At 51.7% G+C, this 25,134-nt stretch carries 22 protein-coding genes; 13 read left to right on the top strand and 9 right to left on the bottom strand.

Annotation, left to right across the window (positions count from 1 at the left end; genetic code table 11):
* Positions 1 to 7: 7 nt before the first annotated feature.
* Both ACYVIY_RS26610 and ACYVIY_RS26605 read right to left on the bottom strand, forming a co-directional pair.
* Positions 8 to 1,420 carry a DUF3945 domain-containing protein gene (locus ACYVIY_RS26610; RefSeq protein WP_460979621.1) on the bottom strand — a complete coding sequence of 471 codons (1,413 nt, stop codon included), beginning with the start codon at positions 1,418 to 1,420 and terminating at the stop codon, positions 8 to 10.
* A gap of 17 nt (positions 1,421 to 1,437) precedes the next feature.
* Positions 1,438 to 3,114, bottom strand: coding sequence for a DUF3945 domain-containing protein (locus tag ACYVIY_RS26605; RefSeq protein WP_460979620.1), 1,677 nt, complete (start codon positions 3,112 to 3,114; stop codon positions 1,438 to 1,440).
* Between the two features lie 114 nt (positions 3,115 to 3,228).
* On the opposite strand from ACYVIY_RS26605, the gene ACYVIY_RS26600 reads away from it, so the two are divergent.
* Complete coding sequence (locus tag ACYVIY_RS26600; protein ID WP_460979618.1) at positions 3,229 to 3,981, top strand: M23 family metallopeptidase; 753 nt, start codon at positions 3,229 to 3,231, stop codon at positions 3,979 to 3,981.
* 177 nt (positions 3,982 to 4,158) lie between these two features.
* Here the strand turns inward: ACYVIY_RS26600 and ACYVIY_RS26595 are convergent, their stop codons facing one another.
* The 4 genes from ACYVIY_RS26595 to ACYVIY_RS26580 all read right to left on the bottom strand — a co-directional run bounded on the left by ACYVIY_RS26595 (position 4,159) and on the right by ACYVIY_RS26580 (position 8,952).
* A complete protein-coding gene (locus tag ACYVIY_RS26595) occupies positions 4,159 to 4,797 on the bottom strand; it encodes an alpha/beta hydrolase (RefSeq protein WP_460979617.1) in 639 nt (212 codons plus the stop codon).
* 229 nt (positions 4,798 to 5,026) lie between these two features.
* On the bottom strand, positions 5,027 to 5,449 hold the full coding sequence (locus ACYVIY_RS26590; RefSeq protein WP_460979616.1) for a helix-turn-helix domain-containing protein: 423 nt from the start codon (positions 5,447 to 5,449) through the stop codon (positions 5,027 to 5,029).
* Positions 5,442 to 7,499, bottom strand: coding sequence for a conjugal transfer protein MobC (gene mobC, locus ACYVIY_RS26585; RefSeq protein ID WP_460979614.1), 2,058 nt, complete (start codon positions 7,497 to 7,499; stop codon positions 5,442 to 5,444). The genes ACYVIY_RS26590 and mobC overlap by 8 nt, the downstream gene beginning before the upstream one ends.
* Before the next feature lie 169 nt (positions 7,500 to 7,668).
* Positions 7,669 to 8,952, bottom strand: a complete 1,284-nt coding sequence (locus ACYVIY_RS26580) for a relaxase/mobilization nuclease domain-containing protein (protein ID WP_460979612.1) — start codon at positions 8,950 to 8,952, stop codon at positions 7,669 to 7,671.
* A gap of 1,037 nt (positions 8,953 to 9,989) precedes the next feature.
* Between ACYVIY_RS26580 and ACYVIY_RS26575 the strand changes: the two genes are divergently transcribed.
* From ACYVIY_RS26575 to traN, 12 genes are all read left to right on the top strand, one after another.
* On the top strand, positions 9,990 to 10,700 hold the full coding sequence (locus tag ACYVIY_RS26575) for a ParA family protein (RefSeq protein WP_460979611.1): 711 nt from the start codon (positions 9,990 to 9,992) through the stop codon (positions 10,698 to 10,700).
* A 4-nt stretch (positions 10,701 to 10,704) separates the two neighbouring features.
* The gene (locus ACYVIY_RS26570; RefSeq protein WP_460979610.1) at positions 10,705 to 11,271 is read left to right on the top strand and encodes a DUF3408 domain-containing protein; all 567 of its coding nucleotides are present in this window, start codon (positions 10,705 to 10,707) and stop codon (positions 11,269 to 11,271) included.
* Positions 11,268 to 11,927, top strand: coding sequence for a hypothetical protein (locus tag ACYVIY_RS26565; protein ID WP_460979609.1), 660 nt, complete (start codon positions 11,268 to 11,270; stop codon positions 11,925 to 11,927). Before ACYVIY_RS26570 ends, ACYVIY_RS26565 begins: the two co-directional genes overlap by 4 nt.
* Positions 11,928 to 12,020: 93 nt before the next feature.
* On the top strand, positions 12,021 to 12,356 hold the full coding sequence (locus ACYVIY_RS26560; protein WP_460979607.1) for a DUF4134 domain-containing protein: 336 nt from the start codon (positions 12,021 to 12,023) through the stop codon (positions 12,354 to 12,356).
* 1 nt (position 12,357) lies between these two features.
* Positions 12,358 to 12,684 carry a DUF4133 domain-containing protein gene (locus ACYVIY_RS26555; RefSeq protein ID WP_460979605.1) on the top strand — a complete coding sequence of 109 codons (327 nt, stop codon included), beginning with the start codon at positions 12,358 to 12,360 and terminating at the stop codon, positions 12,682 to 12,684.
* Positions 12,668 to 15,280 carry a TraG family conjugative transposon ATPase gene (locus ACYVIY_RS26550; protein WP_460979604.1) on the top strand — a complete coding sequence of 871 codons (2,613 nt, stop codon included), beginning with the start codon at positions 12,668 to 12,670 and terminating at the stop codon, positions 15,278 to 15,280. The genes ACYVIY_RS26555 and ACYVIY_RS26550 overlap by 17 nt, the downstream gene beginning before the upstream one ends.
* 27 nt (positions 15,281 to 15,307) lie before the next feature.
* Positions 15,308 to 16,147, top strand: a complete 840-nt coding sequence (locus ACYVIY_RS26545) for a hypothetical protein (protein ID WP_460979602.1) — start codon at positions 15,308 to 15,310, stop codon at positions 16,145 to 16,147.
* Positions 16,144 to 17,013, top strand: coding sequence for a hypothetical protein (locus ACYVIY_RS26540; RefSeq protein WP_460979601.1), 870 nt, complete (start codon positions 16,144 to 16,146; stop codon positions 17,011 to 17,013). Before ACYVIY_RS26545 ends, ACYVIY_RS26540 begins: the two co-directional genes overlap by 4 nt.
* An 11-nt stretch (positions 17,014 to 17,024) precedes the next feature.
* On the top strand, positions 17,025 to 18,077 hold the full coding sequence (locus ACYVIY_RS26535) for a hypothetical protein (protein ID WP_460979600.1): 1,053 nt from the start codon (positions 17,025 to 17,027) through the stop codon (positions 18,075 to 18,077).
* Between the two features lie 2 nt (positions 18,078 to 18,079).
* The gene (gene traK / locus ACYVIY_RS26530; protein WP_460979599.1) at positions 18,080 to 18,730 is read left to right on the top strand and encodes a conjugative transposon protein TraK; all 651 of its coding nucleotides are present in this window, start codon (positions 18,080 to 18,082) and stop codon (positions 18,728 to 18,730) included.
* 261 nt (positions 18,731 to 18,991) lie between these two features.
* The gene (gene traM / locus ACYVIY_RS26525) at positions 18,992 to 20,317 is read left to right on the top strand and encodes a conjugative transposon protein TraM (protein WP_460979598.1); all 1,326 of its coding nucleotides are present in this window, start codon (positions 18,992 to 18,994) and stop codon (positions 20,315 to 20,317) included.
* A gap of 26 nt (positions 20,318 to 20,343) precedes the next feature.
* Entirely contained in the window at positions 20,344 to 21,459 is a 1,116-nt protein-coding gene (gene traN, locus ACYVIY_RS26520; RefSeq protein WP_460979597.1) for a conjugative transposon protein TraN, read from the top strand.
* 480 nt (positions 21,460 to 21,939) lie between these two features.
* Here traN and ACYVIY_RS26515 read toward each other — a convergent pair whose 3' ends face one another.
* From ACYVIY_RS26515 to ACYVIY_RS26505, 3 genes are read right to left on the bottom strand one after another with little or no spacing between them, the layout of a single operon-like run.
* A complete protein-coding gene (locus ACYVIY_RS26515; RefSeq protein WP_460979596.1) occupies positions 21,940 to 23,352 on the bottom strand; it encodes a hypothetical protein in 1,413 nt (470 codons plus the stop codon).
* On the bottom strand, positions 23,336 to 23,923 hold the full coding sequence (locus ACYVIY_RS26510; protein WP_460979595.1) for an RNA polymerase sigma factor: 588 nt from the start codon (positions 23,921 to 23,923) through the stop codon (positions 23,336 to 23,338). Before ACYVIY_RS26510 ends, ACYVIY_RS26515 begins: the two co-directional genes overlap by 17 nt.
* Positions 23,924 to 23,947: 24 nt before the next feature.
* Positions 23,948 to 24,895, bottom strand: a complete 948-nt coding sequence (locus ACYVIY_RS26505; RefSeq protein WP_460979594.1) for a hypothetical protein — start codon at positions 24,893 to 24,895, stop codon at positions 23,948 to 23,950.
* Positions 24,896 to 25,134 lie beyond the last annotated feature (239 nt).

Raw genomic sequence — 25,134 nt, 5'->3', positions numbered from 1 at the left:
GTGTCGGTTATCTAGTTTGCCCGTTTTGTTGCGGCCGCACGGCGTGTTTAACCGTTGGGGTCTGCTGCCGTGAATCGGCTTGGCCCGCCGACGCCTTTCGACGGGATTGAACGCCGGGTATGGGGTCGAAGCGCAGGCCCCGGCTGGCGGCAGATACGCGTACAAGGGCGGAGAAGGTAGCGCCGGCCTTGCTGGTCATATTATCCAACCGAACGGCGTTCCCGGCGATCAGTCGCTGCTTCTGCTGCTCGTTGAGCGGCACTCCCTTGAGGTGTGCCATCCGTTCGATTTTAGGTCGAATCTGATCGACCCGTAACACCGTCAGCGTGCGCGTCTCTTTGTCCACACCAATGTAGGCCGCAAACTTTTGATGGGTTTGCCGGTCAGTCAGCTCGACCGCACGGCCCATGTCGCCATACTTTTGCAGATTCTGCCTGTCCCGCTCAGTGAACACGTGCCCCAAGTAACTTTCCTGCATGCGCAGTTCCGGCTGAATATTCTGCAAAATCAACTGTGGACCATTGTCAGGGGTGTTGAGTACGTACAACTTTCCGCTGGCACCCTCGCTGGTTGCGACGACGGCAGTTTTCTGACCATTCAAGAGCCGACGGGCGTTGGCATCGGTCAGCGCAATGCCAAACTGACTCGTGGCCTGCTCAAGAAGCGTGGCCGGATAGCGGGTGTCCCTGCTCCGCTGGTACACTACACTAGGTTCCTGCGCGACCGACTGATACTGCATCGTTCTTGCCTGCCGCAGGTCCACCAGTTGTTTTGGTTCAAGTAGCGTCAGCACCGTGGGTATCTTACCCGTGTTGAAAATGCTGACATGGTAAAGGCCATCGGTATAACCGTACCCCACCAGTGGCATAGCCGGATCGTAGTGTCGGTAAAACGTAGTGTCGCTGGTGAGCGTCGTTTCCTGATAGCCGAGCCGGTACAGGTTTATTTCTGTTGGCCGACACGAATCGCCAACTAGTAACTCCGCCTGCTGCCAGTTTATAGCCCGGGCCGTGGGCAGAAAAAATAAATCACCGCGTCGGTAATTGGCTACACCGACTTCAACGGCGGTCTGATCGGCGAACACGTAGGCGTCGACGTCACGCTCAGCCAGTTTATTGCATGGCTCTGCCCGAAGTAATATTGCCCGTACCGATGACTGAAGCCCTGAAAACAGATCGGCCTGCTGTTCGGACGGTAACTTGCCGTACGCGTCGTTGACAGCAGCGGTGTTTTTGAATTCCAATATGGTCGAAGTCGGGTGACTGGACGTATCGGTTTCGATGGTAAAGCCCAGCGGCTCCTCGCCCGTCTCATAGCCGGGTAAATCCAGCCGAAGACGCTGTAAGACGGCCTCCCCTATCCGCTCCATCATGTGTTCAGCCTGCCTGCTACCCTGGGGTGTTGGTTTCTGTGCGATCATATAACTACTTAATTAGTTCAGGCTACGCGCGGGCCTTTTTGTTTTTTGCTCTTCACTGGTTTAGTTTGGTCTGTCGGCTTGGGGGCTGCTGGCTTTTGCTGCTTGGCGGGTTTCGGTGCATCGACACGCTGAGCTACGGCCTGTTTGGCTTCGTCTTTTGGCTGAATCGTTTTTTTACCGCCGTCGCCATCGCCTTTGAGTTGCTGAACCGGCCGGTTCAGGTCCTGCGCCGTCTTCTGATCGACGGTTTGTTTGATCGCGTTATCCGGGATTTTGGCAAACGTCAGCGACCGTTTCGCGGCCGACACCTGTACGTAGGCGTTGAAGGTCTGCCCGTTGTTGCCAGTCATGCCGTCGAGCTTCACGGCGCGGCCCTGTTCCAGACTTTTCTGCTGCTGTTTGGTCAGCGTGACACCTTTGACAGTTTGCGGAATGTGCAGCCGCTCGGCCCGTAGCACGGTCAGGCTTTTCGTTTCCTTATCGACGCCGATGTAACCTGCGAATGACTTTCCGGTCATCTTGTCGGTCAGTTCCACCCGCTTACCCATCTCGCCATTTTTCTCAAGATTCTGCTTGTCGCGATTGGTCAGGGTGTAGCCCAGAAATTCATTGGGAACCAGTAGTTGCTTCCGCTCCGGCTGAATACCGATTATCGGGCCTTTGTCGGGTGTGTTGAAGATGTAGAGTTTACCGGAAATCTGAAATGGCCGTCCTTCATCGCCTTGTTGAGTCAGTTTCATTAACCCAGTCTTGCGTCCATTGAGCAGATCGTCCAGATGCCCCGCTTTCTCCAGGTCCTGCCGGCTGATGCCGACTTTATCAAACTGAGCCGCTACCTCCGCCCACTGATAGCGCGTGACCCGGCCCGGGGCAGGTGTTTCGGTATTTACTGTATTCGATACATTCATCGTTATTGGTTGCGTATGGTTTTCGGGTTGTTGAGGGGTCAACTGCGGTGGAGCATCTCTTTTAGGCTGTAGTTCGGTGGTAGTCACCGACGATGAATCCGGTCGCGACGAGTCTGGCAGTATAGACTCCGGCTTGTAGCTTACGTGGGTACCGGGAGTCGGTGGCTCAGAGAGGATAGGATTTAAATCGACTGTTCCGAGATGCGCTTTCAACTCACGGTGCTGCCGTTCCAGATCTGTGATGAAGCGATTCATCTGCTCATGATTGAGCTGCGCGTTATGCAGGAAATTGGCTAGAAAGCCCCCGTTGATATCCAGATGCAGCGTCACCGGACTGACCTGACTCCCGGATAGACCCATATCGGTTCGTGGATTTTCACCAGCCATGACACCCGGAGTTACTAGACTCACGGGTGTGTCGATCACGTCGACACGGTACGTTTGCGTCGGATTAACGAACGTCAGCGGCAAGCCTTTTACGCTCTGGTGAACCTCCCATAAATAATCGGTCAGCTGTTGCCGATCGGCATCTGTAGCTGTCGGAGTGCGTTCCTTGATGCTTTTAGCTAAATCCGCCTTACGTAGCGTCTCATCATACAGGCATCGGGTAATCTCCTCATCAGACAATAGTCCGTCATTTTCCAGGTACCCACGAAGCTGTTCCCGTTCGGCGGGCAACACTAGCTGATACTGCTGTGTTTCAGCACGTTCGAACGCTGATATGCGGTTATTTTCAGGACTTATCTGGCTAGGCTGATCGGGTTTTACAACTTCAATTTCCTCCATGATCTGCTCGCTTATTAGAAAGCAAAGTAAATCATTTGAAATATATAATATTTATTTTTGCATTAATTTTAAATATATTTTATATAATACATAATGCCCTGTTTGCTTTCTTCAATGCTGATATGGATACTGATTATAAATCAGTCGGTGATAGCCCAGGTGCTGTATACTCAGCCTAAGCCACTAACGGACAGCCTGATAGAGAAACCTATTCGTGAAAAAGCAGTCACCATTACTTATTTCGATGCTTATACACGGCAGGAACAGACGGGGACAGTTATATCTGCTAAAAGCAAGAAAGAAGTAGGTTTATTACAGGACGATACCTCACGGCTAGGCATTGCCGCCAGCCACTCCAGCGACTGGCTGAGATCTATACCCTCGATACCGCCGGTGCGCCTGTCGTCGTACACGCATTACCAAATAAGCAGTCATTTCGGATGGCGGGTACATCCGATCGATGGCAAGCGGCACCGGCATACGGGCATCGACTTACCTTACCCTGCCGGAACTCCCGTCTACGCCACAGCCGGCGGTGTGGTTGATCAACTGGTATCAGATCAGACAGGGTTAGGATTGGCCGTTACCATAAAGCACCCGTCAGGCTATGAATCTGTCTACGGCCACCTTTCGGCCTCTACAGTTCGTGCAGGAGATACCGTATTACGTGGGACAATGATTGGTCGCGTCGGGTCCACCGGCCGTTCAACCGGGCCACACCTCCACTATGCTATTCTATATCTGGGCAGAACCATGAATCCAGAGCACTATTGCTTACTCTGGTTGACTGTAAAAAAAGCCAAACCGATTAGAACGATAAACTGTCTACCAAAAAACGGGTTGATGGACACTAACAAACAGGAATGATTTTCCCACAAGGTCTACTGATAACTATGTCAACAGCCCAAAAGTGATTTTCTGGTCTCATGCGTTCTTCTGGGTTCGTTCGCCCGCGAACACGGTGGCGGTTGGGTTGCCAACTTTCCCTCGGGACGTGCTACATATCACACGAGCTATCCTCTTGACTAACAGACATTTCATATGTTAGAGCAAACCACGAACTGCTTTAGTCAGCTCACCGGCTTTGTTGACAGTCATAAAATGACCGCCACCGATTACCATCAAATCACTCGCTATATAGCGAAAGGGCAGAATCTTGTCGGCTGTTCCATGAATATGGGTCAAGTTCTGCGGAGGTTTTTGGTTTGTCCACGTGACGATTTTGTCAATCGCCCATCTCAAAAAATGACTGTCAGTATCGCGTAAAATAGCGGCTAGCAACTGTTTATCTTCCTGACTGTGCACGCCGAAAAACCAATCACTGACTATGTTAGGACGCTTCAATAAAGCGGTTGGCAGCAATTTATGAAGCCGCAGTTGCCCAGCAAGTCGATAATAAAACGGGATTTCCTGTCGTGTCTTAGCCGAAGCGATAAGAATAACTTTGGACGTCGCAATCAATTTGGCTACTTCCACGGCCATGATACCACCAAACGAAAGTCCAATTAAAATGGGTCGAGCGGTGTTAATCTGTTGAGTCAATCGTTTGGCATATTCCTCAATCGTTTCGTTTAGTTGGGGTTGTATCCAGCGGATAAATGTTACTTCAAAGCCAGAGAAATCTAGGTCTTTAAACACGCGTTCATCTGCGCCAAGTCCGCTAAAGATGTAGATACGTTTCATCTAATGCTGGAGCCGATTTATAGACAAGTGCCTCGTGTCAACCGAAGCCGCAGAACGAACCACAACCCGACTGACCGGGGCGTTTCTCATACCGCGCACAACTTAAAAACCGATTCAATCTAGGCGTTTGCCCTGTTGACCGAAGCCGACTAATAGGTTGTTTTCAGTTTATTGCGCGAACTATTCAGATTCAAAACCAAGGCCAAACACAGACAACCGCTAACAAACGTTACTTTCCCTTAACTTTTTTGATGTCCTCCAGAAACTGATTGAGGAGGTTGAGCCGCTCATCTTCCTGCTTTTCGGCTACCCTCTTCCGCTTACCCCGCTTACTGGCCAGCATTGGAATATTGGCTTCTTCTTCCGGGTCCGGGTTGAACAACCACTCGAAATTAATGCCGTGCTGTCGGATGAAGTACAGAGCAATGAACGTGAACATCTCCCGCGACACCGCCAGCCCCTTCTCCAGTCGGTAAATCAGGTTTTGCGTTGTACCCACCTCGTCGGCCAGTTCGTGCTGCGTCATACCTGCGTGTTCACGCGCTTTGGTCAGCCGACCGGCTATCTGTAAAGCGTATGCTTCATGCTCCTTTTCCAGTTGTTCCATTGCAATCAGACCGGACGACCGGCTGGGGAAGTAGATGCTATTCATCAGTCGGCTGAAGATTTTCGACCAGGTATTTCAGTGCCGGGTCATTGCTCAGCCGTTCTATTTCAGCCCGAATTAACAGAGAAATATCCTTTTTTACGTTGTTAAAGTTAGTCTCCAGCATATAACTTAACTGGCTGTCAGAGATTTCACTGAGTTGCGGACTGACGGGGATCGGTTTAACAGCTGCAAGATCACTGGTCATTGATGAATCGACGATCAACTGAGCATGGAATATTTTCTGTTTAATTGTCTCGTCAAAATTGTCGGCTACGGCCCCAACAAAGTGCCCCTGCGACAGATTGGAGATTTTTGATTCCGGGATTACCGAATCCAGGTTTTCCGAGATAGACAGGTTTGTGTCCCGCTCCGTAAACGAAAGTGAATGGCGTACCTGTTTATTCTTACCAAACCGGCTCGACATGGTTTTGGCCGTTTCGCCCAGGACTTGACCCGAAAATACATTGCCAATCGTGTTGAAAATGGTCGTTGCTTCCTTATCGCCATAGTCTCGCTTTAACTGACTCAGGTCCTGTAAGCCCAGACAGGTCGATACCTTGTTGCTACGGGCCGTCGCGATCAGGTTGTCGAGGCCCCGGAAATAAATGGTCGGCAGCTCGTCGATGATGAGCGATGATTTGAGCCGCCCTTTCTTGTTGACAAGTTTGATGAGCCGGGCATTGAACAGACCCAGAGCTGCCCCGTACACCTCCTGCCGCTCGGGATTGTTACCCACGCATAACACTTTCGGATCGTCGGGATTATTGATGTCAAGGCTAAAATCGTTTCCAGTCATGACCCAGTACAGGGCCGGGCTGGATAATCGTGAGAGCGGTATTCGGGCCGATGCGATCTGTCCTTCCAATTGCTCGTATGCTTCGTTGCGTAGTGCGCTGGCAAACGGCTTGAGCAGGTTTTCAATCTCGGGCTCCGATTGAAGGATGGGAAACAGTTCGCGGTACTCTGCACCGGCAAATTCGATTACGTGGGGGAACGTACAGTACCGGTGCCCATCGTCCGGCTGGCCCTGCTGCTGAAGTTGCCGCATCCGGCGTTCATCGTATTTTTTCAGATACCAGATAACGGCCGTCAGGAAGTTCATTGGCGATTCCACGAAGAAGTCGCCTTGTTTCTGAATCCACGATTTGTTCAGATTAAGCAGTATCGTCCGGGCGGCTTCCTGCGCGTCGATGATGTCGGTCATCAGTTCCGGCAGCAGCGGATTACAGCGATTGGAACGCCGGGGATCATCGAAGTTGATGACGTAGAATGTGGGCATTCGGTCGAAGGCTCGCCGGTTCTTTTGGAGGTAGTGGTAAGCGATGGTCGACAGATCCGGAAACTTGTAGTCGTAGATGTACATGGTAAACCCCTTTTCCAGATGCTGTCGAATAAAGTTGTTGACTACCACGTACGACTTACCCGAACCGGGTGTACCCATTACCAGTGTGGCCCGAAATGGATTGACGACGTTGACCCATCCCTTCCTCTTTTTCTTTTTTACTCGATACTCCGTAGGGATGTTGACCGAGTAGTCGTTTTCTTTTAGTTCTCCCTCCTGCTCGAACGATTCGTTTTCGTCGTTAAAAGCGTCGTCGCCAATGCGCACGTTCAGAATCTGATTCGCGTAGCTCCCCGCCTGAATCAAGAGCAGGTACCCGACAACTGTTGTAGTCAGGTAAAGCCAGTTCCGTGCATCCACTGATAGCAATGTCGTTCGCAGTAGCTGTCCGTTCAGCAGCAGCAGTGCCCCCCCCGTGCCGCCCGCTTTTAGAACATGCAGCCAGGTAACGTTTATTCGCTTACGTGTTTTGTTGCCTAGTGCCCATACACTTAGCAATAACATAGCCGCCAGTTTGGAATTGAGTGGGTGCGAAAACAGATGCGTCGTGCGGTCGAGGTTCAAAATGAACCGGTCGAGTAACCTGAAGTTCAACCCCAGCGAAGTCAACGTATCATAGCAATAAAAGTAAAGATGAAACCCGATCAGGGTCATTGACATGAACAGGAGGACGTTCAACGCCCCCCTGTATTCTTTATCCTGCGCAACCATGAATTAGTATAAATTGGTTTTTTCCTCTCGTCAGACAGAAAGGACTGCTAATATATATTTTATTTCATCTTACAACTTATACATCTGTTTTGCAACAAAATGGCTTTATCTAGGCCCTATGACTACCGAAAGCAATTAAATATTATATATATAATTGATATGATTCCTCCTACAGATGTGGCCGATTTTTTCTACGTTTTTTTAGTGAGCGATCACGACCTGATGCCTCCAATTTAATGGCAGGTTGCCCTGCGTCGTTTTCGATTCGCAGCGACGGCTTATTGAGTATGTAGTCACTCGACGGTTTTACAAGTGCCTTTCCAGTGATGAGTATTACCGGCTGATTGGTGAGATCTGCTACCCTCTTAACAGGTCGTTTTCGTGATGCTGCTGGCGTTGTGGCTTTACCAGTTACTTGCTGACTGATTGCAAGACGCTCTGTTTTTGCGGCAAACAGTTGAGCCAGTACCCGACGACTGAGCGACTGATCAAGTTCTTTTTCGTGCGCTACTACGCCGGCTCGCGTATGTACGTAGAGATAGCTACCCTCCTTTTCATAGACGTCAATACCCTGTTGCTGCGCAATCTGTTTGTAGTGATTTTCGGTCAGACTTTTAAAAGCGCCTAACTGACTTTTCATCACTGCCTCTAGTACTGCGCAACCAGCTTTATGCTGACTGGATTGAGCTGTCAGACGCTCCGACAGGTGCCTGTGTGTAAACCCACTGTCGAGCGCACTCGCCCGAATCGGTCTGGATTGCTTTCCCGCATCGTCCTGGGCCTGAAACGTTATTCCCATACCAGAACGCCCAGCCTGTGTCTTCATCCGTATTCCCTGACTGCCCAAACACAGTTTCAGGCTATCGATGGAGCCGAACGTGTACGACTCCAGCATATGCCGTATACGATCAGAGAGCGTAATTGTGCTGCGCTGCCGATTGGCTACCCCCTCCCCTACCCTATTTTGCTTACGTCGCTTTACTGGCTCCTCTGCCTGGATGAGCCCGTGCTTTACTTCCAGATTGCGCCGTAGCTGTTGTAATCTATTTTTTATAAATGCATCATCAATCCGATTTCCCTTTGCATCGACGTTTACCGTTACGATGTGAATATGTGGATGCGCTGTGTCGTGATGCTGATACATCAGGTATGGCTGCCTACCGTATCCGGCTCCGGTCATGACTTCATTACCAATTTCCCGCAGTCGTTCCGGCGTAAACTTTTCAAGGGGATGAAAAGCAACGGCCAAATGCACACACGGTTTCTGAACAGCAGGATTAAGCCGATTCAGCTGCTGCAATAAATCGAGTCGGAAGCGGGCACTTGTAATCGTGGCACTCACATCTGGGTAGTTGGCAACATGAATGCGATCCGCCTGTTGCTGTTCCACTTTCTGTTCGTTGTAGCGCACAGCTCCAGCTACGTCCTTGCCCGTCAGGATTCGTATAACCATGTTGTTATGCTGGTTATTGTTTTCCGGATAACGGCCAGTTCTTCATCGATTCTTGCCTGAATCCGCTGACGGCACGAATGACTTTCTGCGATTTCGAGCGCCTTCTTAAGTTCATCTAGCTGCTGATTACATACCTGTAGTTGTATGATTGCGGTCAGCAAAAGTTCACTCGACCGGATATTTAGGGACTGCTTTTTGCCAAGTAATATATCCTTTATAAAGATCGAGAAACTCAGCTTTCTACCAGCTTTGGCCTGTTCGTATTTCGTTGTCAGATATTCTAGTTCTGACTTAGTTACCCAACAGTTAACTTTCTCCGACGCTAGATCAGCAGGTTCTTTGCAGGGCCGTCCACCCTTTCGACTAGTATTCATGTACACCCCCGTTTACCCACCTGGAAGCAGGTCGTTGTTTAAATCGATCTTTCGTTATGAGGACGAAAGCAGGGGTTTTGCGGGTAGCAAAACACATCTTGCTACTTATGTGCACTTATGCGACGGTAACTTTTCTGTAGCCTGGTGTTCCAGTGTCAAAGGTAATCATGTTAAGTAACATCAACTTTATAAAGTTTGTATAGATAGGCCTGTTACCCGAAGGTCCAGTTATCCTTAAGTTTTTGCGTATCCTCATTTTTTTTTACCTACTAGAGTAATTATTTTAGCTTATCTGTCTTTTTTTCAGATAATTATATTTATAATGTTATCATAAACTTACAATATCATATTATAACTCATCTCGATACGTTAAGTAAAAACGAGATATTATAATTTTATAATAAACTAGTAAACACATAATATTATAAAATTATAATATGTGTTTATATTTAAATTTTATTATTATTTTATAATTTTAAGTATTTTATTTATTATAATAATTACTTAGCTATTATTTTATTTAATACAATACTTACTAAGTAACAAAGTAGATAGTATATTTATTATCTAAAGTTACTATTAACTTAATAAGGGCTAATCTTATTATTTCTCTTATTAACTATTTTCATTAATGTTGCATATTGCACGAAACAAGCAACCAGAATGGCAAAACTCATTTCCGTATGTACACAGAAAGGGGGGGTCGGTAAGACAACCCTGACAATGCTACTAGCAACCTATTATCACGCGACTGTGGGTAAGCCTGTAACCGTCATCGACGCCGACTTCCCACAGCACTCGTTTGATGCGACACGCCGATCTGAACTAGTCAGCATCCAGAATGACGAAGAAATCCAGAGCCTATATGTAACACTATATCCGGAGATGAACAGGGACATGTATAAGGTGTACAAAGGATCGCTGGAGGAATTATCGGTATTTCTGGATGACCTGAAAAATAGGGGAGAGGATGAACTAGTATTCATCGATATGCCCGGTACGATGAACGTTAAAGGCTTCGACCGGGTCGCGTCGCAGCTGGATTACATCATTCTGCCCATGGAAGCGGACAAAATGACGTTTACGGCGGGCTTACAGACCCTTGATCTGTTCGACCGCTTCCGGGAAGCCAAAGGAGCCACCTACAAACTATTGATGCTCTGGAACAAGTATAAGAAATCAGAAAACCCGGCCTTGCTGGACGGCATCGAGAACATCGTCAAGGAGCGTGGTAATGTTGGCATACTTAACTACCGGGTCAATGACTCCGTGACCTGGAAGCGGGAACGATCGACGCTATTCCCAAGCGACAAAGTAAAAAGCCTGGTCAACGAACTGAATAAAGAACTTCACATCACGCAACCAGTAGTATAGTATCATGGCAAAACAAAAAAAGACACTCGACGACGCTTCACTGCGGGCAATGGCCAGCATGGCTACGTCATCTTCTGATCTGAGCAAGCTACAGGAGAATTACGGCTGGAACGCGGAAGAGTCAGCCGAACAGGCATCGGATCAGCCGACTAGCGTGGCAGCACCAGCAACAAAAGAGGTTTCTGCTGAACCAGCTTCTCCGTTAGTTCAGGAGCCTGATGTCGCCCCGGCAGAAGAGCCGATCGAGACACCAGCGGCATCAGTTGAAGAACCGCCCGTGAAAAACGTAAAAGCTCCCCCCGACACAACAGCGAAAAAGGTGACCAAATATTCGGCTACATTTCTGGAGCCGATCAGCGGTTTTGAGCGCCCCACGAAAGTAGCTTACATCTCCAAACGCTCTCACTCATATATCTCACTCTTACAACGGTACGCCAGTCTGACAGGCAGTAAAGTATCGATGCAGGAAATTATGGAACACATCTTCCGGCAGCATTTTGCTGACAACAAGGTTGAAATAGAGTCGATACGGGCAACATTGCTCCAGAAAGAAGCTGAACTACACGAATGATAACACTTTGGATAAGTGCGTCCCTGCTGGCCTTGTCAGGCTGGCAGGGATACCGTCTTGGAAAAGACTATGGCTGGTGGGGGAGGAGGACAGTTACTGACCAATTGAAAGTCAATTCGAACCAGCCCACCACCGAGGAACCAACGGCTACCGGTATAGGCCAATCGAAAACAGACTTCGACCGATTGCTGGTAGGGTTCCGCCCAAAGGAATCGCAGTCGACGGAAACGAAGGAGACCGTAGAAGATACAGAGCCGGATAACCAACCGCTGACTGAGCCAGCGACCACATTGATGCAAATCACGGAAGTCGACTACCCGGACGAAACGGATCTGGTACCTGAAACCTGCAACTGGCTGGATGATGAAGCCATAATTTTGATTGACTCAGAGGAAAATTCAGCAATGAGCACAGAGCCTGTTACAGCATTGACCGACTATGTGAAACGGGTTCGAACCGTGCAACGAAAAATGACGCAACTTACTAAACGCCGGGCCGCCGACAGCACATTTATGAAGCAGGAACTCAACATACTAATCGATACGTATCAACTCGAAAATGATCAGTCACTCGATTGGCTATTCCAGCAGCATAAGCAGCCCGGCCAGCCTGATTACGGGGCTATTTTTGATCAAATTGAGAGCCTAAGTGCTTAAAAATTTTTGACCAGTTTTAAATGTATTTTATTTAATTTTATATACTTTTGAAATGAAATACATTTAATAGTTTTCAGTCTATAATTGCTTTATATGCAAACCCAATCAAACTGGTCGAAAGGGCGTAGCGCGGCCCGAATCTGCGCGCTGATTGTAGCGGGGCTATATATTACTCATATAGCTTCAGCGCAGGGGTTAAGTACACAGGGGCTGAGCACAGCAGCTACGCAGGTTAAGGGTGCGTTCACGGTGGTCACCAATCTGATGTATGCCATATGTGCAATCATAGGGTTGGTGGGTGGTATATCGGTTTACTCCAAATGGTCGAATGGGGACCCCGACACCCGAAAAGCCGCAGCCTCCTGGTTCGGCGCACTCATCTTCGCCGGTCTGGTCGTCGTAACGCTGACCTCTGTTTTCGGCGGCTAGTATGTTTCGAGTCAACAAAGGGGTTGATCGACCCCCACAGGTACTCGGCATTCGTGGGATGAATTTCCTGCTGTTCCTAGCCGCAGCAGCGGTCGGCCTGCTCCTAGTCAGCACGTTTATCATGCTCATTACTGGATGGCCGGGCCTGTATTGCTACGGCGTGTACATGCTAAGCATCGTAATCCTCTATGGTCAGTTGGTGCGGCTTTCCCGCGAACACGGCGAACGAGGTATGGTGCGGACGCAGGGGAGGGCCCGACAGCCTAAATTGATTCTGGTGAGAAGTTCAGCGGTGTATAAACAACTTCGATATGCAGCTAAAAAATAACAGGACTGGTGTGCGGGCTATTCACGACGTATTTCCAATACGCGCCATCGAGCGGGATAGTCTGATTTCAGCACACGGCGATCTGACGGTTTGCTTCGTGGTCAATTTGCCCGAAATCTTCACGCTGAACGCCAGTTTCGATGGGGTAGGGGAGGGGCGCGTCGAGCAAGGGGATTACATAACACTCTGCAACGTATGGGCTAAAGCGTTAGGTGTTTTGCCAAGCTACACCATCGTCCACAAGCAGGATTATTTCGTTGAAGAAACCTACCAGCCAAAGGATGGTCAGTCAACGGAAAAATCATGTACGTTTCTGGACCGGGCCAATGATAGTCATTTCAACGAACGGCCTTATTTACATCACCAGTGTTATCTATATCTGACAAAGACGCACCCGGAACGGCGGGATGTTAGTGCCGTAAAGACGTCACTGGCGAGGGGGCGGCTGGTACCCAGAGAGGTTGGCGATAAACGTAAGGTCGATGAGTTCTTTAATAGCATCGAACAGTTCGTCTCCATTCTGGAAAGCAGCCGACTGATAAGTCTCCGACGACTGGGAGCGGATGAACTGGCTGGTACAGATAAGCATACCGGAGCATCCACTGCGGCAGCATCCACTCCGGCAGCATCCACTGCGGGAGCGTCCGCTCCGGGCCTGCTTGAGCGGTACATGAGTCTGTCACTGCGGGATGAAGTAGTAACGCTGGCGGATCTGGAAATGGACGAGGTGCTGAAGGTGGGCGGCAAATACACGAAGTTCTATACGATCTCCGACATCGACGATCTGCCGGAATGGGTGTACACCAACAACCGCGTCGAAGCCCTGTCGACCGAGCGTTCGAACGTGTCGGTGAGTTTTGCGGCACCGGTGTCGCTGATGCTGCCCTGTAACCATATCTACAACCAGTATATCTTCATTGAGGATAAGCAGGCGGCTTTTCCAAAACTGGAGCAACGGGCCTTACAGATGCGGTCGCTGGCCAACTTTGGCAAGGACAACGAAGTCAATGCCATGCTGCTCAACCAATACCTGAGTTACGCGGCAGAATCAGGCTTTACGCCCGTCCGGTCCCACTTCAACATTCAGGTCTGGACGGAAGACAAAAGCCGGTTGCCGATACTACGCAACATGGTTTCGTCGGCTATTGCCCGGCTGGGCGTTCGGCCACGTGAAAACACGAAGGATGCGCTCGGGCTGTTCTGGGCGGGTATTCCGGGCAACGCGGCCGATCTGCCGAGTGAAGACAAATACTGGTCGTTTGTACCGCAGTCAGTCTGCCTGCTGAATCAGGAGACAAACTACTACGATTCGGTATCGCCCTACGGCGTAAAGCTGGTGGAGCGGATGAGCGGCAAACCGTTGCTGGTCGACCTGTCGGATCAGCCGATGGACCGGGGTTGGGTTACGAATCGAAACAAGTTTATCCTGGGGCCGTCGGGCAGTGGCAAGTCGTTTTTCACCAACCACGCTCTGCGCAGCTACCATGTACAGGGGAGCCATGCCGTTATCGTCGACGTGGGGCACTCGTACCGGGGTCTGTGCGATATGCTGGGCGGTCTCTACCTGACTTACTCAGAAGACGAGCCGATCAACTTCAATCCCTTTTTCATCGAAAACAGGGCCTTGCCCGACGTTGAGAAAAAGGAGGCCATTAAAGTATTACTTCAAACGCTCTGGAAACGCAGCGACGAACGGCAGACCATGTCGGAGTACACGGCCCTGTCGGATGCGGTGACGCAATACTTTGAGCGGTATCTCCCTGCCAACCCGGATGTATTCGCCTGCTTCAATTCGTTCTATGAATTCATGCAGACCGATTTCCCGCGTTATCTGGAGGAGCACCGGGTGCACATCGGCTATTTCGATTACGACAATTTCATCTACGTGCTACGGCCATTCTACCGGGGCGGGGAATACGAAGCGTTGCTCAACAGCCGGGAGAATCTGGATCTGCTGAACCGGCAGTTCATTGTCTTCGAGCTGGACAACATCAAGGATCACCCGATCCTGTTTCCCGTCGTCACGATCATTATCATGGACACGTTCATCTCCAAAATGCGGAAACTGGGCGGAGTGCGAAAAATCATCCTGATTGAAGAAGCGTGGAAAGCCATCATGAAAGATGGCATGGCAGAGTATATCAAATATCTCTACAAAACGGTTCGCAAGTTCTTCGGTGAAGCCTGGATCGTAACGCAGGAGGTCGATGACATCATCGGCAACAAGATTGTGAAGGACTCGATTATCAACAACGCCGACACGAAAATTCTGCTCGACCAGCGCAAGTATCGCAACAAGTTTTCGCACGTAAAGGAGTTGCTGGCATTGTCTGACAAAGACAAAGACCTGTGCCTCTCCCTGAACCTTGACCTCGACCCCAAACGCAAATACAAGGAGGTGTTCATCTCATGGGGCGGTCAGGAATCTAAAGTATATGGCGTCGAAGTGTCGACCGAAGAGTACTTGGCCTATTCGACTGAGCAGCGCGAGAAACTGCGACTCGAACGGATGGTAAAAGCTCACGGCGGAAACTACGATCTGGCCCTGCGCGACTTCGCCGACGAGATCAGAACCGGCATTCCAGCAAGTCGCTAAATCCGAGAACACTTTTTTCATTACCTGATGCAGCCAATAAATCGACTGCTTCTGGCTGGACTGTGTCTGGCTGGCGGGATTACGCAGGCGCAGGCCGGCACCATACGTCCTGCACTCGTCTTTTTTAGATCCCATTCCCTGGCCGACACGACCAGTCCTGGTGCGCCTGTACTGAGCAGTCTGAGCGACGATCTGACCGGCGAAATCGAGAACATCATCGGCGAGACGGAAAACTCAATCATGCAGGGGATTCAGGATGAACTGACCGAACTGTTGGGTAACGCTATTGGTCAACTACTCGACGTATCACCGATCTCGGCCGTCAAATCGCTCCAGTCGATGGTGAAGGATGGCCTGTCGAAACAGCAAAAGATCGAGTATCAGAACTATAAGGTTGATTACGCCTGGAAGAAGGCGCATACCGAATTGTCACCGGCCTTCGCTACGTACTACCGGGAGCTGAACCTGAATCAACTGACGGGGGCGATTCAGGCCAGCCGGAAAGCGGCCGACCGGTTTCTGGCTACACCAGCCTTTACCGCCGGTGAAGCTTCGGCCATGCGGCAGGCGCTTGACGAGGTGGCCGATACGGGCGATCTGGTAGCCGAAGTAAAGACCGTTGTGAATCTCGGCGGCAAACCGGTATGGATGTCGGAAGGGGAGCGGCTATCGGCGCTGAATCTGGTTCGTACAGACCTATATGATCGCATCAAGCGGATAAATCAGACGCTGAATCTGATCCGGGCTACGTACCAGTACCGCTCCCGTGAGATTGCCCAGAACTCGTACCGGCAGCAGCTCTACCGGGCCAATTCTTCACTGAACCGGACGATTAGCACCCGTCCCACAACCTATCAGACCCGATGAACAAATGGCTTACGTGTAGTCTGTGGCTTTGTATGGCCACGGGGACTGCCTGCGCACAGATGCCCGCAGCTAACGCTCTTCCGGCAGGCAACCGGGGCAGCGATCTGATTCAGTCCGAAATCGATCAGTTGCTTCAGGTTTCCGAGAACGATATCATGGCCGGGCTCAAAGACGCGGGTATCGACGTCGGTGCGCTGATGAAAGAAAAGATAATGGACGAACTGATGAAAGGTGTAGCCGACGCAACCGTCTACGCTCCCATTGCCACGGAGATTATGGAAGAGTACCAGCGGCAGAAAAACAAGAGTCTGGCGCAGGCAATTCAAAAGCTGAAACAGACCTGGCAGGATGGTCAACAGCGTATCAACAAGATCCGCTATCAGGATTTCAAAGTAAAATACGCTTACCAGCAGGCGATGACAAAAGCCCCGGTTGATGTGCTGCGCGGTACTCAGCGTCAGTCGGTCGATAAATCCGTCAAAGCTTTGTGGACTGACGGCTTGCCCGTCGCGATCACGATCACCGATCCCGCTAACGCCCGGCTGATGAAGGAAGAGATCGACGCCAATTACCCAAACGATGACATTGGCTGGACGGTACTGGCGTCGGCCCGCTCGAACCTGCTGGTCGATGACAAAGCACTCCGGGCCAAACTCGCGCTCGTCGATAAACAGGGACAAACGGCGTATCTGTCGCCCGCCGACCGGCTGCGGCTGCTCCGCGAAGTAGACCGCGAAAGCAAAGCCCGTCGCACGACCCTGCTGGCTATGGACAGGATCACCTCGCAGGGCCTCGATTATTACAAATACAAACGGAATCGCCGGACCTATCAGACGGCCAATCTCCGAACGCAGTCGTACCGATAATTTCTATCTCTATGCACGCATTATTGTTGGTAGCTCCGGTTCTTGAAGCCTCAATCGACGAAGTGTTCGATCAGTTCGCCGACAGTTTTGGCGCACTGGTTGCCTTCGGGCAGGCCATTGGCTTCATCGGCTCGCTGTTTTACATCTTCTACCGGATCTGGGGGCACTGGTCCCGCGCTGAACCGTTCGACATCTACCCATTGCTCCGCCCGTTTGCGTTGGCGCTCTGCCTGCTCTGCTACCCCTTCATTGTCAAATTCATCGTAGAAATCGGACAGTTACTCGACAAAGGAACGAGTACGATGGTAGCCAGCCAGAAAGCCGAGGTAGAACGGCTGAATCAACTTAAGAAGGCAAAGGTCAAAGACAATTGGGATAAGATCCTGATCCCACCCGGCGAAGATGGCGAAATCGGCACCTGGGATGTGGTTCGAACGGTTTTTGGTACCACCGGCACTGGCAACAGCCTCGTTGGAAACGCCGTCAGTGGGGTAATGCAGTACTATTTCGACCAGTTTCTGAGCTGGCTCGGCGAAATCTTCTACGACCTATCGGCCATCTATATCAAGCTGATCAGCACGTTTTTCCTGATCGTACTGGCACTGACGGGTCCCATCACGTTCGGGCTGGCCATGTTCGACTGGTTCTATTCGGGGCTGGCCGCCTGGTTTTCCCGCATGATTCACATTCTGCTCTACATCCCACTGGTCAACATTCTGGGGGCGATTCTGGAAACGATTCACGTGTCGATGCTCAACCAGGACCTCGCCGTTTTTGATGAGCAATTACGATCGGGCAACACGGGAATGGGCTCGGCCGACTGGGGGTTGATTATCTTTTATTTCATCGGTGCCGGAGCTTATCTGTCTATTCCCAAACTGGCATCGTACGTCATCGAATCGACCGGGGTAGGGGATGCCATCGGGTCGGCTACGCAGCCGACGACCATGCTGGCCGGGGCCGCCACCGGACAGGCAGCCGGGGCCGGAGCTGCATCGCTCGGCCGTACCGCTGCCGGTGCTTTTTCGTCCTCCAACGCACAACCCGCCACAAACAATATCTGACTATGAACGGACAATTTCGCTACCTGACCAATCTGGAAACGTCGTTCCGGTTGGTTCGCTGGGTGGCCATCATCACCATCATTGGTAGTCTGGCATTCGCGCTGGGCATTGCGTACTGGGCGTTCGCCGAAGTGTCGGCCAGCCGGCAGAAAGTGTACGTACTCGACAACGGCAAATCGATCATGGTCGCGCTGGCACAGGAACAGAACATCAACCGCCCGGCCGAAGCTAAAGACCACGTCAAGACATTCCACCGGCTATTTTTCACGCTTGAACCCGATGAGAAGCAGGTGGAGGGAAACATTCGCGAAGCCACATATCTGGGCGACCGCTCCGTGGTACGGTTATACCAGGATTTGCAGGAAGCCGGGTATTACGGGCAGTTGATTCAGGGTAACGTACACCAGAAGGTCGAGATTGATACGATCAAGGTTGATTTTTCTGTGTCGCCCTACCGGGTCGTTACCAGCGGTCGGCAGCTACTGATCCGGGCTAACAGCATTACGATTCGCAAGCTGGTTACGGAGTGTTACCTCATCGACGTAGCCCGAACGGACAATAACCCGCACGGCTTCATGATCGAGCGATTTAAAGTGATGCAGAATCAGGACGTCGAAACCGTACCACGTACCGATCAGCAGCATCAGCTATGAACCTACTGACACCCGTTTTCCTGCTCAGACCGGGCCACCCACGGCTCTGGCGCCGAATAATGAGTCGTCACATTCACCGATGGCAGGCGCGCCCTATCCGGCAGCAGAAAATCCACGTGCTGACGACCCTTTTTTTGATACAGTTGCTCGGCTTCTGGTCAATCCTGTCAACCCTTACCCATCCGCCTGTGATACCCCTGACGCTCCGCTCAACCGTCCACATTTCTCCATCAGTTAACCAAAAACGATCTGCTCAAGCTCATGAACCAAACCGATCCGATTCAACCCGACAGCGACGTTGATGAACTGCCGACGTCAGCCCATGCAACTACCGATGTTGTTCCACGCAGGTCGTTCCGAGATGTGCTGAATGACAAACGATTCTGGATGATCGCACCCGTATTGCTGCTGGCGCTGGGTTCAACCGGGTATTTTCTGGTGGCGGGCACGCGTGGACCGCAGCAGCCGCTCATCAACAACGTGAATACCAGTATTCCCAACGCTCAGACTGATAGTGTACCCAAATCGAAGCTTGAACTTCAAGCCGCCGAACAGCGCAGTATGACCGCTGGTCGACAGACGGTCAACGGTATGCAGACGGGGGTGGCCACTCTGACAACTGCCCCAATTCAATCGTCGGCCCCTGCAACGGGTATGCCAACGACCCTCGACCCGTACCTGTACAAAACCCGGCAACCCGCCGAGTCAATGGACCCGGCACTAGCCGCCATGGATTCATTGTACGAGCCGGCCCCTCGACGGCCTCGGCGGGGTTCGGGGGGCCAGGTAGCAGCCCGACATCGGACCCGATCTGGCCCGGCTTTTTCAGATTTGCCACTGTCCGATGCCATTAACGATGAGCCAGTCCGCCCCCGCGACATACAGAAACAGGTCGACGAACGACAGCGCCTTTTGGCCCTGCTTACGGAATACAAACGGGACAAGGAAGCGAAGGCCGCAGCAGCCCGCGACGGTGAGCGGCCGCGTAAGGCTGAATCCGGGGCTGTCGTGTCGACGCTGGACATGTCCGCTAGTCAGCGATTTAATGGTTTCTACGGCTTGTATTCATCCAGTCAGAAAGAGCAGCAGGAAGCTGCCCTGACTGACGACCTGGGCACGATACGGGCGGTTATTCACCAGGATCAGCAAATCACCGACGGGGGACGCGTGCAGCTTCGGTTACTGGAACCGGTAACGGTTCGGGGCGTTCGCATTCCGGACAATACGCTCGTATATGGCATCGGTAGTTTCGGTACCGAACGCGTCGGAATTGTGCTGACTAGTCTGCAATATGAGGGCCGCATTTTCCCGATCAAGCTGAGCGTACACGACATGGATGGTATGCCGGGTGTTTTCGTCCCGAACGTACTGGCCGCCCAGGAAGGGAAGCAGGCACTGGGGCAAACCCTGGGTGGCGTAAACTACAACCTCAGCGGAGCATCCACGGGCACTGCCCGGGCAGCGGCTACACTGGCTGGTATCTCGGCCGCACAGTCGGGTCTGTCGGGGGCGCGTGGCCTGTTACATCGCAAAATCACGCAGCAGAAAGCTACCCTAAAGGGCAATTATTACGTGCTGCTAAAATGAACTCACCACACAAGCTATCAAAACAAATGACCCGACTTGTCCTGTCTGTCAGCGCACTGCTGATGCTGTCGGTACCGACGTTGGCGCAACGAAAACCGACTTTGTCAAAACATTCTCATACCAGGTTACTGACCCGACGTACTGCCGCAGCAGAACCAGTTCCAGTAATCGTTGATTCTGCGCAGGTTGCTTCGCGAAACGCATCGGTTAAGCCAGACTCGACCCAAAAGACGGCTCCTTCGCAGACTGCCCATGCGGACCGCTCATTTTCGGCATCGACGGCCGTACGCACGTCACCGGAGGCAACGATTCAGTCGCAAAATATTATCCGTTCCTATTACGTCGATCTGGCTTACAATAAAACCGTGTCGATCATCTTTCCGACGGCCGTGCGCTCGGTCGACCTGGGCAGCCGTAGCATCATGGCCGATAAAGCCGCCGATGTGGAGAACGTGCTGAAAGTGAAAGCCGCGCAGATCGGCTTCAACGAAACCAACTTTTCGGTGATGACGGCCGAGGGCACGTTCTACAGCTTTGTGGTCAACTACAACGAAACTCCGGCCGTACTGGCTCTCAACCTGACCGCTTCATCGAAGTCGAGCCCGTTGCGCACAGCCGAATCTGTTACACTGGCCGACCGCAGTCAGCCAATCAACAGCATCGATACGCTGGCCGGCAATATTCAATTTGCGGGGGTTAAGGCAACGCAGTCTGACATCGTCTATAACAGCGACCGGATTCTGCATTACCGGGGGAGGGGCAGGCGAGGGGCGGAAGCCAATAAGCTGAAAGCGCAGTTGCGTGGTCTATACGTGATGGATAATGTGCTGTACTACCGGCTCGTCATCAGCAACCGGTCAAACCTCAACTACGACATTGACTATGTGCGGTACTTCGTAGTCGACAGCAAAACAGTCAAACTCACCGCCCGGCAGGAGATTGAATTACATCCAATTTACGTGCACAACGAAGCGATTACGACCGTGCGGGGTCATCAGCGCATTGAGCGGGTATACGCCTTTCAACGCTTCACCATTCCCAACGGCAAGCAGTTACTGATTCAAATTGGAGAGCAGAACGGCGGACGCAGCCTATCGTTTACTGTTGAGAATAGAGACATCATGAAAGCCAAACAGTTGTAATGAAAGGTTACCGTAAACGAAGAGGACTTACCGTACGGTAGGTCCTCTTGCTATTTATCGACGATTCAGTTGCCGGCGATTGGCTTCCCGTCTCATCCGGTCAATATCCCGCTGCAGCCAATCAATATGCTGACGCTGTCGCTGCTGCACGAAGCCTCGGACGAAGAAGAACAAAAAGAAAACCACAAATCCCACACCCATAGCGCACACTCCTTATCCGACCGTCGATTTGTAAATTAACCAATCATCTGCAATATGCAGACTTCTACTGAGATGCGCAATGTTGAACTTCTAGGTATGATTGACACGGTCTTTATTGATCATTATATCTCGCGACAGGAGCCTTTTATGAGAATAGATGTACGGTTGCTAGCATCTGTGTGATATAGCGCTAGGGTTTGTGGCCTGGTCAAGTCAATTCATAGTCAGTAAACCATAGGTCAGCTTATTGAATAGAGCCCGCACGGACGTGGAGACAATCTAGGGACGAATCGTTAGCGAGAGTCCCGCCGTGTACGGTTGAATGCGGAGCTGCCCATCGGTGCTCCATACATCACTCAGACTATAGGATAGCCTTGGCCCAACCTCAAGCTGGTGTCGCTTTCCCAAAGGTAGGGAGAGTCCCCAACTAGCCTCCAGCCATCCCAACCCCTGGTGAGTAGCCAAGACATAAGACAGCTGAGCTCCGGCTCGCGCGAAGTACCGCTGGTGCTTACCCCACTCGTAGGACCGAGCAATGCCCACACCCAACAGGGATAGCGAAACATTTTCCGCCACCGATTCGGTCCGACGCCTTACCTGATAGCCACTGAAGCCTGATGGCTCAACCTGGTAGGCTTCAGTGGCTCGCTCATAATACGCCCAACGCCGAAGTTGCCCATAGGATAGGGCGACATCCCACCCCGACCAGCGGATACCCCCGCTGAGTTGGTAGCCCCAGGTTTGTGAAGACCAGGGGGCGGGCGACCCTACCTCCTGCACATAGGTATCGGTTTTAGCGACAATCGTCATGCGCTGGTAGGTACTGAAGGGGGCAGCCGAGAAAAACCAGTCGACCGGGGTGACTGGCTGGTTAGACATCGTCTTGGCGGATACGTCCACTGGGGAGGTAAAGTCCACTCGCCGGCTTAAACGAGCCGAAAGCGTGCTACTTAACGGTCCGACAACACCGAGAGGGACCAGTAGTAATGGCACTCTATCGGTTACGGACTCGTTGGTTGATGAGTCGTTTCTCTCCAGGGCCGACACCGGTGAACGAACGAACCCGTTTGCACGAACCGCTGACCAGGTTGTAACACGGCGCTGATTACGTTTGGTAGCTAATTGACTGATTGGGAGGCTTGTACTACCCGAGGGCTCCACCGAACGATTTTCGTTCGCTTGTAAACCAATCGGTCTACGCCCCTGACGGCCCCTGACAGCAACGGAACTGGCTACTACGCTACCGGGCACTGCACTCAAGACCGAATTACCCGAGGGATCATCGGGCGACCCAACTGATAGGGGAGCGGACTTTGGGTCGGAATAGGCTATAGCTTCTGGTAGACGAGTACCCACTGACTCCGCTAGGGGGCAACTCGGGCCGGATAGGTTAGTCCGTATTTTCTGTGCGGGGCTGGCTGTGGGCTGCCCAGCGGAGAGCCGCATGGATGAATTAGCCGACTTCGACGCCGTGATAACCGGCGCGGCCCCGTAATAAAGGGCAATGCTTACACAAAACAATACCCCCAACAGCAGGAAGCCAACTGGCCGATAATGGCGGGGGGCAGGCGGGGGAAGCCGGTTCCAGATTCGTTGCTTGAGCGCATCATCGGCTTCGGCATGCTCGCGGGCGAAAAGCTGCTGAAAGCGTTGCCGCAACCGCTTATCTAGTGGGTCATTCGAAAAGTTCATGCCGTGTAAGACCGTTTTGCTGAAACAAGGTAAGCAACCGTTGACGAGCCCGGCTATACTGGGAGCGGACCGTGGCTGAGGGAATGGCTAGCAGCTCGGCAATTTCGGCATGCGTGTAGCCTTCAATCAGATACAAGTTTACGATCAGCCGGTAACTATCGGGTAGGCCTTTAATGAATACCATCAGGGCGTCCAGCGTCAGTTGCTTGATAAATTGGTCGTATTCATCGCTGGCCAGGGTTTCGGTTTCCTCCTCGAGCGAACTCCGGAGCTGTGTGGAACGAAGGTTGCCGTGGTAGTGGGTAATGGCCGTTCGCACGACAATCGACTTGACCCACCTATCGGCGGCTTCCGGCTGCTGAAGTTCGTGAATATGGACAAATATTTTGACGAACGCTTCCTGAAAGATGTCCTCGGCTTCGGCTCTGGTTTGCCCGTAGCGCAGGCACATGCTTAACAAGCGCCCTTTGTAGCGCTCATAAAACAGGTGCTGCGCCCGGGGCTCGCCTTGCTGACAACCCGCCACCAGGGCCGATAAGGTCGAATACGTTTTCTTGCCAAACAGGGGCATTTAGTGAAGTGGGTTGCGGGTAAATTACACCATGTTTACGTATGAACGCGTCACGAGTTGTCCCTGCCCATTGAAGGTCATCAGCCAGGTCTGCCGTCCTTTCTGCAAATTGACTGTATAGGTTTCCAGTCCGCGATAGGTTGTTTTAGCTAGCAGACTAAACTGCCCCCCCAGGGTGAAGTTAGCCAGCTCGGGGGTACGGCTCAAATACGCTTGAATCGTGGCGGGTAGTTGGTCGATGGCCGTATACCGTTGAGCGATGCTCAAGTTGGTAGCGCCCAGTAGCTGGCCCGCGTCGTCGTAGAGGAGCGTGTAGAACGAACTGTTTTGGCGCACCGTCAGGCTATACCGCTTTTTACCCTGCCCATCCACTTGTACCTGGGCATTGTCGAAGTCGACTTGTTGTTGGGCCAGCGATTGTTGAACCAGGGGGGGCAGATCGGCCAGGGCTTCCGTGCGGTATTGAAGCTGGGTTTCGGGTAAGAGTTCAGTCAGGTAGGTTACCTGGCCACTCAGGCTCGTGATGGTCCAGCGAAATGTGTAGCGGGTGTTTTGCCAGTCGTAATCCGCCAGCACCACTCGATCGTTAGGACTCGTCAGGGGATTATAGGCCTGGAGCCGGAGGTTTGAGAAGAAGCCTCCAGCCACCACCGAGTTGGTCAGCGTGGCTTGTAGCGAATCGGGTATGGCTGATTTATCGGTCTGAAAGGCGACTAATAACTGCTGGGAATTGGTTACGGCTTGGTAGGATACGGCTTTTTGCTGGAAGCTAACCTGCCAGACCTGGTTTTTCTCCAGTTGTGTAAACACCATCGTTTCCGCTTGGGGGAACCGGGCCACCAGGGCTTGGATGGCACTAGGGGGAATCAGCTTATCGGCTGGCAAAGGCGTCGGTTGGGAGTCGATCACCCGGTTGCAGGCGCTAGCCAACAGACTCAGTACGAAAAACCGCAATATAGGCCATGGTCTCATAAGTAGAATAAGTAGGTGGTTGGCTCGACCGACGGGATGGATAGGTATTAAATCCCCGTCACTGGTATAGACTGAGGTTGGCCGACAAAGTGTTGCAACGAATCTTACTTTTTATGTCTCGCACTGCAACACTTTGTCCGTCTGTCATGTCCTAGAATAGGTTTACAGCCCGCAACTGAGCTGTAACATGAACAAACGACAAAGAGCCGTACGAGAATACTTACTGGGTGGGTGCACCT

It is taken from the genome of Spirosoma knui (genome assembly GCF_054780635.1).
This window is presented reverse-complemented; position numbering and strand designations above follow the sequence as displayed.

Coding starts and splice junctions, on each gene's coding strand:
- traK (WP_460979599.1), top strand. CDS start 18,080: ATGAACGGACAATTTCGCTACCTGACCAATCTGGAAACGTCGTTCCGG.
- ACYVIY_RS26570 (WP_460979610.1), top strand. CDS start 10,705: ATGGCAAAACAAAAAAAGACACTCGACGACGCTTCACTGCGGGCAATG.
- ACYVIY_RS26575 (WP_460979611.1), top strand. CDS start 9,990: ATGGCAAAACTCATTTCCGTATGTACACAGAAAGGGGGGGTCGGTAAG.
- ACYVIY_RS26545 (WP_460979602.1), top strand. CDS start 15,308: ATGCAGCCAATAAATCGACTGCTTCTGGCTGGACTGTGTCTGGCTGGC.
- ACYVIY_RS26550 (WP_460979604.1), top strand. CDS start 12,668: ATGCAGCTAAAAAATAACAGGACTGGTGTGCGGGCTATTCACGACGTA.
- ACYVIY_RS26590 (WP_460979616.1), bottom strand. CDS start 5,449: ATGAATAGCATCTACTTCCCCAGCCGGTCGTCCGGTCTGATTGCAATG.
- ACYVIY_RS26560 (WP_460979607.1), top strand. CDS start 12,021: ATGCAAACCCAATCAAACTGGTCGAAAGGGCGTAGCGCGGCCCGAATC.
- ACYVIY_RS26565 (WP_460979609.1), top strand. CDS start 11,268: ATGATAACACTTTGGATAAGTGCGTCCCTGCTGGCCTTGTCAGGCTGG.
- ACYVIY_RS26610 (WP_460979621.1), bottom strand. CDS start 1,420: ATGATCGCACAGAAACCAACACCCCAGGGTAGCAGGCAGGCTGAACAC.
- ACYVIY_RS26535 (WP_460979600.1), top strand. CDS start 17,025: ATGCACGCATTATTGTTGGTAGCTCCGGTTCTTGAAGCCTCAATCGAC.
- ACYVIY_RS26595 (WP_460979617.1), bottom strand. CDS start 4,797: ATGAAACGTATCTACATCTTTAGCGGACTTGGCGCAGATGAACGCGTG.
- ACYVIY_RS26555 (WP_460979605.1), top strand. CDS start 12,358: ATGTTTCGAGTCAACAAAGGGGTTGATCGACCCCCACAGGTACTCGGC.
- mobC (WP_460979614.1), bottom strand. CDS start 7,499: ATGGTTGCGCAGGATAAAGAATACAGGGGGGCGTTGAACGTCCTCCTG.
- ACYVIY_RS26580 (WP_460979612.1), bottom strand. CDS start 8,952: ATGGTTATACGAATCCTGACGGGCAAGGACGTAGCTGGAGCTGTGCGC.
- ACYVIY_RS26515 (WP_460979596.1), bottom strand. CDS start 23,352: ATGAACTTTTCGAATGACCCACTAGATAAGCGGTTGCGGCAACGCTTT.
- ACYVIY_RS26540 (WP_460979601.1), top strand. CDS start 16,144: ATGAACAAATGGCTTACGTGTAGTCTGTGGCTTTGTATGGCCACGGGG.
- ACYVIY_RS26505 (WP_460979594.1), bottom strand. CDS start 24,895: ATGAGACCATGGCCTATATTGCGGTTTTTCGTACTGAGTCTGTTGGCT.
- ACYVIY_RS26600 (WP_460979618.1), top strand. CDS start 3,229: ATGCTGATATGGATACTGATTATAAATCAGTCGGTGATAGCCCAGGTG.
- ACYVIY_RS26605 (WP_460979620.1), bottom strand. CDS start 3,114: ATGGAGGAAATTGAAGTTGTAAAACCCGATCAGCCTAGCCAGATAAGT.
- traN (WP_460979597.1), top strand. CDS start 20,344: ATGACCCGACTTGTCCTGTCTGTCAGCGCACTGCTGATGCTGTCGGTA.
- traM (WP_460979598.1), top strand. CDS start 18,992: ATGAACCAAACCGATCCGATTCAACCCGACAGCGACGTTGATGAACTG.
- ACYVIY_RS26510 (WP_460979595.1), bottom strand. CDS start 23,923: ATGCCCCTGTTTGGCAAGAAAACGTATTCGACCTTATCGGCCCTGGTG.